This window comes from uncultured Caulobacter sp. (genome assembly GCF_937900395.1).
GTDB lineage: Bacteria > Pseudomonadota > Alphaproteobacteria > Caulobacterales > Caulobacteraceae > Caulobacter.
Window position 1 is genome coordinate 1 of the sequence record NZ_CALCDX010000108.1, and the last position, 7647, is coordinate 7647.

General features: G+C 68.7%; 6 protein-coding genes. 4 read left to right on the forward strand and 2 right to left on the reverse strand.

Translation table 11 applies throughout. From position 1 onward, the window contains the following. The 4 genes from Q0379_RS09425 to Q0379_RS09445 form a co-directional block, all read left to right on the forward strand. Positions 1 to 418, forward strand: a 418-nt coding sequence (locus Q0379_RS09425) for a response regulator transcription factor (protein ID WP_366519311.1), incomplete at its 5' end; no start/stop codon positions are given. Positions 419 to 660: 242 nt separating this feature from the next. Further along, positions 661 to 2016, forward strand: coding sequence for a peptidoglycan DD-metalloendopeptidase family protein (locus tag Q0379_RS09430; RefSeq protein ID WP_299007542.1), 1356 nt, complete (start codon positions 661 to 663; stop codon positions 2014 to 2016). Positions 2017 to 2089: 73 nt separating this feature from the next. After that, positions 2090 to 2596: a hypothetical protein gene (locus Q0379_RS09435; RefSeq protein ID WP_299007536.1), complete on the forward strand. Its 507-nt coding sequence runs from the start codon at positions 2090 to 2092 to the stop codon at positions 2594 to 2596. A gap of 186 nt (positions 2597 to 2782) precedes the next feature. After that, positions 2783 to 4177, forward strand: coding sequence for a methyl-accepting chemotaxis protein (locus tag Q0379_RS09445; RefSeq protein WP_366519312.1), 1395 nt, complete (start codon positions 2783 to 2785; stop codon positions 4175 to 4177). A 4-nt stretch (positions 4178 to 4181) separates the two neighbouring features. Here Q0379_RS09445 and Q0379_RS09450 read toward each other — a convergent pair whose 3' ends face one another. Then, positions 4182 to 5480, reverse strand: a complete 1299-nt coding sequence (locus Q0379_RS09450; protein WP_299007538.1) for a M20/M25/M40 family metallo-hydrolase — start codon at positions 5478 to 5480, stop codon at positions 4182 to 4184. Positions 5481 to 5651: 171 nt separating this feature from the next. Then, positions 5652 to 7647: phosphocholine-specific phospholipase C (locus tag Q0379_RS09455; protein ID WP_299007540.1), on the reverse strand; the 1996-nt coding region annotated here is incomplete at its 5' end.

Below are 7647 nucleotides of genomic sequence, written 5' to 3' on the forward strand. Positions count from 1 at the left end.
CGGCGCCGATGACTACATGACCAAGCCCTTCCACAAGGACGAGATGATCGCCCGCATCCACGCGGTGGTCCGTCGTTCGAAGGGTCACGCCCAGTCGGTCATCAAGACCGGCGACATCGTCGTCAACCTCGACGCCAAGACTGTCGAAGTGAACGGCAACCGCGTGCATCTGACCGGCAAGGAATATCAGATGCTCGAGCTGCTCTCCCTGCGTAAGGGCACGACCCTGACCAAGGAAATGTTCCTGAACCACCTGTACGGCGGCATGGACGAGCCCGAGCTGAAGATCATCGACGTCTTCATCTGCAAGCTGCGCAAGAAGCTGGCCGCTTCGGCGCACGGCAAGCACCACATCGAAACCGTCTGGGGCCGCGGCTACGTCCTGCGCGACCCGAACGAGCAGATCAACGCCGCCTAAGGCGACTCGACTTTAGTAGCGTAACAGTAAGCGTACCCAAGACGCCCGCCGGAAACGGCGGGCGTTTTCTTTTTAGGTCAATGGCTTAGCTTGCTACTCGCTCCGCCCCGTGACAAATCGACCGAAGCGCCGAATAGTCCTTGCCGCCGGTGACCGGCGTGACCATGGTCCGGCGCGGGCGCTGGGGGGCTTCCCGGCCGTACGCAACTGACTTGCGCGGCGTCGATATCGACGGGGGCACGATGCAGGAATTCGATCCGCGACGCAGCGCCACGCGCTGGGCGCCGAGGCTGTTTACCGCCGTCGCCGGCCTGGCCGCTCTGGGCCTGGGCCTGAAACTGACCGCCGACGACGTGAAGGCCCCCGCCGACAAGGCGCCGCTGGATCCCGCCGCCCTGGCCGCTCTGCAGCATGTCGCCTTCGCCGGCGCCGAGGCCCAGCCCGGCTTCGAGCGCCCCGAGAACGTCGAGGTCAAGGTCCGTCCGGGCGAGACTCTGCTGGGCGCGGTGCAACGCGCCGGCGTGACCCAGGAGGAGGCCCGCCAGGTCGTCTCGGTGCTGCAGGGCGCGATCGACACCGTCAACATCAAGGCCGGCATGGCCTTCGAGACCGCCATCGCCCAGCGACGCGACCAGCGCGGCCCGGCCCGGCTGATCGGCCTGTCCATGCGCGCCAGCCCGTCCTCGACCCTGACCGTCTCGCGCACCTTCGACGGCGCCCTGCGCCTGCGCGAGCTGGAGGAAAAGGTCCGCGACGAGAAGAAGGTCGCGTGCGGCGAGATGAACGGCTCGTTCTACGAGAGCGTGGCCAGCGTCGGCGGCACCCCGCAGGTGATCAGTCAGGCGGCCAAGCTGTTCTCGCACAAGATCGATTTTTCGCGCGACATCCAGGAGGGCGACCGCTTCTGCCTGGTGTTTGAGCGCAAGGTCACCGAGAGCGGCCGCACCATCGAGGCCGGCGACCTGGAATACGCCGAGGTCAAGGGCCAGAGGTTCTACGCATTCGATCGGCGGGACACGGACGGCAAGCCCCAGTTCTTCGACGAACTGGGCAAGAACATCAAAGGCTTCCTGCTGCGCACGCCGGTCGACGGCGCCCGGATCACCTCGGTGTTCGGCATCCGCCGCCACCCGGTGCTGGGCTACACCCGCGCCCACCAGGGCGTCGACTTCGGGGCGGGCACGGGCACGCCGATCCTGGCCGCCGGCGACGGCGTGGTGTTGGAGGCCCGCCGCTGGGGCGGCTACGGCAACTGGCTGCGCATCCGCCATTCGGGCAATTGGGACACCGGCTACGGCCACATCTCGCGCTACGCCCCGGGCATCCGTCCGGGCGTGAAGGTGCGCCAGGGCCAGGTCGTGGCCTATGTCGGCTCCACGGGCCTCGCGTCGGGTCCGCACCTCCACTACGAGATCTGGCAGCGCGGCCAGCGGGTCAATCCGATCGGCGCCAAGGTCCCGCAGGGCACGGTGCTGGCCGGTTCGGAGCTGGCCGCCTTCAGGTCCCAGAAGGCCCGCATCGACCGCCTGCTGGCCGATGGCGGGGCGGTGATGGACACGCCCAGGCTGGCGAACCTGGACGGCGGCAAGAGCGAATAGAATTTGATCTGGCGCTAGGCGCGGCGGCGTTCGGCGGGAGAAGCTTGAGCGTAAACGCTTTAGGAGCTTCGACATGGCCAACGCCCCCAAGCCTCGTAGCAATCCGGCCCTGCGCTTCGCCGCCGTGCGTCGCATCCACACCTATCTCGGCCTGCTGATCGCCCCCAGCGTTCTGCTTTTCGCCATCACCGGCGCGCTGCAGATCTACAAGCTGCACGAGGCGCACGAGGGTTACGTCCCGCCGCCCGTGGTCGAGAAGCTGGGCATGGTCCACAAGGTCCAGGCCTACAAGGTGCGCGGCAAGCGGCCTGGCCCGCCCGCCGCTGAAGCGGCCAAGGCGGCGCCGGCGGCCGCCAAGGCGCCCGAGGCCAAGCCCGCCGAAGCCAAGGCCCCGGCCAAGCCCAAGCTGGCCGTGACGCTGTTGAAGGCGATCTTCCTGCTGGTCTCGATCGCCCTGGCCGCCGCCACCGTGCTGGGCGCCTGGATGGCCGTCGCTTATGGGCGCGAGAAGAAGCTTTCCTGGATCCTGCTGGGCGTCGGGACGGTGATCCCGGCGGTGCTGATCGCCCTGTCGGCCTGACCCCGCGCGAGCGTTCTTCCTAGGCGTTATTCTTGCGGCGTTCAGAGGTGACGTAGCGGAAAGCTTGTTCCTCTGGATGTCGCGAAAATTTCATCTGCCGAAGGGGCCGTATCGCGGCGCGGCCGGGTCATGGTCTACACCTTGTTTACTTTAAGACGCTTAGTCTCCTCCTGACAGGAGACCCGTATGTTCCGACGTAAGACCGAAGACAATGCTCGCCAGGACGTGGCCAATTTCATCTTCGAGAATTCGCCGGACTGCTACTACGTGATTGAGAATGGCGTGATCGTCGACTGCAATCCGGCGATGGAGCGGCTGATGGCCTGCTCGCGCAAGGATCTTCTGGGCGTCTCGCCAAGCCGTCTGTCGCCCGAGCTGCAGCCGTGCGGCGGTCGATCCGAGGATCTGGTCGTCTCGCGGATTCAGGAGGCCTTCGCCAAGGGCTATATTCGTTTCGAGTGGCTGCACCAGCGGCTGGATGGCGAGCTCCTGCCGGTGCTGGCCACCGTCATCCCGGCCAAGGTCGGCGGCCGGGATGTCCTGATCGCCTTATGGCAGGACTATCGCGACACCGTCGCCATGCGCGAGGCGCAGGCCAAGGCGCGCGAGGCCGAGCAGCACGCCGCCGCCGAGCAGGCCGAGGTGGTCAGCCAGCTGGCCCAGGGGCTGAAGGCGCTGGCTGACGGCGACCTGCGCGTCCAGATCGACACCCGCTTCTCCGCCGCCTACGAGCAGCTCCGCGCCGACTTCAACACCGCCGCCTCGGCGCTGGAGAGCGCCGTCGCCCAGGTCTCGACCGGGGTGAAGACCATCACCGGCGGCGCCAACGAGCTGTCGTCCGCCGCCTACGACATGTCGCGCCGGATCGAGCAGCAGGCCGCCAGCCTGGAAGAGACCGCCGCGGCCCTCGACGAGATCACCGCCACCGTCCAGCGCACCGCCGAGAACGCCAAGGAAGCGGCCGAGGTCACCTCGGCCGCCCGCGACGCGGCCGAGGCGGGCGGTTCGGTCGTGCGCCAGGCGACCGAGGCCATGTCCAGCATCGAGGGCTCCTCGCGCGAGATCGGCAACATCATCGGGGTGATCGACGAGATCGCCTTCCAGACCAATCTGCTGGCGCTGAACGCGGGTGTCGAAGCCGCGCGGGCCGGCGAGGCGGGTCGCGGCTTCGCCGTCGTCGCCCAGGAAGTGCGGGCCCTGGCCCAGCGCTCGGCCGACGCGGCCAAGGAGATCAAGCAGCTGATCGGCAAGTCGACCAACGAGGTGGCCGAGGGCGTTGGGCTGGTCGAGCAGACCGGCCAGGCGCTGGAGAAGATCATCGAGCAGGTCGGCGCCGTCAGCCGGCTGGTCGCCGACATCGCCAGCTCGTCGCGCGAACAGGCCACGGGCCTGCGCGAGGTGAACACGGCCGTGAACCACATGGACCAGGCCACGCAACAGAACGCGGCCATGGTGGAGCAGTCGACGGCCGCCAGCCAATCGCTGGCCAAGGAAGCCGCCGACATCGCTCAGCTGGCCGCGCGCTTCCAGCTGCGCCAGGACGCCGGTTCGACGGGCTGGCGCGCCAACCGCGCGGCCTGAGAGGCTATTCCACCCCCGCCACGGCCAGCAGCGCCGCCAGGCCCACGCTCATGCCCTTGACGGTCGGCGCCTTCTCGGTGTCGATCCACTCGTCGAGGGCGTGGGCGCGACCGCCCAGGAAGCCCGCGCCGATGGTCAGGGCCGGCACGCCCAGGCTCATAGGGATGTTGGCGTCGGTCGAGCCCGCTTCTCGCACGGGCTTGTAGCCGAGGGCCGTGATCGCCGCCTGGGTCAGGACCGAGATCTCGGCCGTCTCGGGTGTGGCGCCGGCCGGACGCTCGCCGATCACCTTGGCCGTGTAGCTGACCGCGCCCGCGCGGGTCGAGCGGGCGGCGTTTTCGCTGGCCACGGCCTTGTCGAGAATGCCGATCAGCGTCTGATCCAGCTTGGCGAGTTCGGCCGCGCTTTCCGAGCGCATGTCGAACTCCATGAAGACGTCGTGCGGGATCGAGTTCACCGAGGTGCCGCCGCCCGTGACGCTGGCCGAATAGGTGGTCTTCGGCTTTTTCGGCGGCTCGACCGCATAGAGGTCGGTCACGGCCTTGGACATGGCCGCCATCGGATTGACGATGCCGAACGCGCCGTAGCTGTGGCCGCCCGGACCCGAGAAGGTCACGCGGTAGCGCTTCGAGCCCGTGCCCTGGTCGACGATCTGTTCGGGATTGGCCCCGTCCATCGAGAAGAAGGCGCTGATCCGGCCCTTGTAGGGACCCTTGTTGAACAGGTAGCGGACGCCGCGCAGGTCGCCCGGACCTTCCTCGCCGACATTGCCGACGAACAGGATGTCCTTCTTGGTTTTGATCCCCGCCGCGTCCATGGCCCGCAGATAGGCCAGCAGGGTCGAGAGCGCCCGGGTGTCGTCGCCGATGCCGGGAGCCATCAGCTTGGTCCCTTGGCGCTTGACCTTCACGTCCGTGCCTTCGGGGAAGACGGTGTCGAGGTGGGCGGCGATGACCACGAACGGACCCGCGCCCTTGGTCGCGGTTCCGGGGCGCACGCCCATGACGTTGCCCTCGGCGTCCATCTCGACGTTCGTCAGGCCGTGGGCCTTCAGCATCTCGAGATAGGCCTTGGCCCGCCTTTCCTCCTTGAAGGGCGGGGCCGGGATCTCGGTCAAGGTGATGATGTCGGCGACCGTGCGGTCGTAGTCGGCGTCCAGCTTGGCGACGGCCGTCTTGAAGGCGGGCGAGGCGACCAGCTTGCCGACGGTCTTGGCGGGATCGGCTTTCGGCGCCGCCATCGCGGGCGCGGCCGTCAGGGCCAGGGCGAGAACGGCGAGAGAGGCGGCGTGGCGAAGGGTCATGGCGGCGTCCTGAACGAATCCGAGCCTAAACCCCTATCCGATTTCCCCGGCGAATGCCGGGGCCCAGATTCATCCAGAGCGGTTACGGACCATTCGCCCGCCTGCCATGCAAACTTTCCAGCGCCGTGGGTTCGATCTGGGCCCCGGCATTCGCCGGGGAGATCGGACTTTTTAGATGGCGAGCACCGCCGGGCCGCCCATCCAGGGGTCACTGATCGAGTCCTTGCCGGTCTCGATCCGGCCCGAGACGCGCCGCAGCCAGGCCGGAGCGCCGTCGAGGCGGGCGGTGACGTCGTACCAGCCCTGACGGCTCGGCAAGACCTTGGAGCGGGTCTCGCCCGGCGCCAGGGTCACCTCCAGGCGCTCGCCGTCCAGGACCTCCACGATCAGGGCGCGCGGCGCCTGACCGTTGTTGACGGCGCTGACCCGCAGCGCGTCGCCCTCGGGACGGGCGGTGATCTCGACGCCTTCGCTGGTCCCCGCGAACCGGCGGTGGAAGCCGTTCGGGCCCAGCACCCACAGGTCATAGGCGCCGGTCGGCCAGGCGTCCTCCAGGCTGGTGCCGGGCGCGAGAGTGTAGCGGCGCGGAACCGCGTCCAGCCGCAGCTTGTCATAGACGTGCAGCACGGCCGCGTGCGCGCCGGTGTTGGCCAGCTTCAGGCGCGCGGCGCCGTCGCGGACCTCGGCGTCGACGGTGAGGGCGTAGGGCAGGGCGCGCGAGGGGCGCGGACCCATGGCCTGCACCGGCGCGACGACGGTGGTCGGGGTGGGCGGCTTGGTGCGGCCCAGCCCGTTGGCGCGCTTGGCGGCTTCGGCCGTCGCCGGCAGCGGCGCGAACGGCTTGGCGTTCGGCGTCTTGAAGTCGAAGCAGGTGGTTAGGTCGCCGCAGACCGCGCGCCGCCAGGGCGCGATGTTCGGCTCCATCACGCCAAACCGCGCCTCCAGGAAGCGGATCACCGAGGTGTGGTCGAAGACCTGGCTGTTGACCCAGCCGCCGCGGCTCCACGGCGAGATGACGTACAGCGGCACGCGCGGGCCCAGGCCGTAGGGACGGCCCATCAGGTCGTCGCGCTCGGACTTGGCCTCGGTCGGGTTGCGCACGTGGTGATGCATGCCGGTCTCGTCGACCGTCGAGCCGCCCAGCGGCTTGCCGTCCGCGCCGCGCGACGGCGGCGACGGCGGCGGCATGTGGTCGAAGAAGCCGTCGTTCTCGTCGAACATCACCAGCAACACCGTCCGCGCCCAGACCTTGGGATCGGCGGTCAGGGCGTCCAGCACGCGGGCGGTGTAGTCCGCGCCTTGCGCCGGGCTGGACGGACCGGGGTGCTCGGAGTCCGCGGCCGGAGCGATGACCCACGAGACCTGCGGCAGGCGGCCGCCCACGACATCCTCGCGCAGCTTGTCCAGGTGCCAGGTCGACAGGGCCAGTTTCTTCAGCGTCTGATCCGAACCCGGAAGGTCCTTGTAGGCGTCGCGATAGGCCTTGAACCCGGCCAGCGGGTTGTCGGTGAAGTTGTCGGCCATGTCCTGGTAGATCCGCCAGGAGACGCCGGCCTTCAGCAGCCGCTCGGGATAGGTGGTCCAGCTGTAGGACTCCTTGGAGCCGCCCTTTTCGGCGAAGTTGTCGTGCGAGTTCGAGATCGACGGGCCGCCGGCCTTGCCGAGCGGGTCGTTGGTTCCGGTCCACAGGAACAGGCGGTTGGTGTTGGTGCCCGTCTGGGTCGCGCAGTGATAGGCGTCGCAGAGGGTGAAGGTCTCGGCCAGGGCGTACTGGAAGGGGATGTCCGCGCGCTGGAAATAGCCCATCGACCAGGGATGCTTGGCGTCCGGCCAGCGGTCCATGCGGCCCTGGTCCCAGGCGTCCTGGGCGTCCGTCCAGCTATGAGGCGTGCCCTCGACCCGCATGTGGGCGAAGGTCTGGGCGCTGTTCAGGGGGAACGGCGCCAGCAGCCTGTCCTTGTCATAGGCCTGGACGAAGACCGACGCGCCCTGGCGACCCGCCGCGTCGCGCACCGGGACGGGGAAGCGGTCGCCAAAGCCCCGCACGCCGTTCAGCGTCCCGAAATAGTGGTCGAAGCCCCGGTTCTCCTGCATCAGGATCACCACGTGCTCGACGTCCTGGATCGCGCCGCTGCGGACGTCGGCGTCGATGGCGGCCGCGCGCGCC

Coding starts and splice junctions, on each gene's coding strand:
- Q0379_RS09450 (WP_299007538.1), bottom strand. CDS start 5,480: ATGACCCTTCGCCACGCCGCCTCTCTCGCCGTTCTCGCCCTGGCCCTG.
- Q0379_RS09435 (WP_299007536.1), top strand. CDS start 2,090: ATGGCCAACGCCCCCAAGCCTCGTAGCAATCCGGCCCTGCGCTTCGCC.
- Q0379_RS09430 (WP_299007542.1), top strand. CDS start 661: ATGCAGGAATTCGATCCGCGACGCAGCGCCACGCGCTGGGCGCCGAGG.
- Q0379_RS09445 (WP_366519312.1), top strand. CDS start 2,783: ATGTTCCGACGTAAGACCGAAGACAATGCTCGCCAGGACGTGGCCAAT.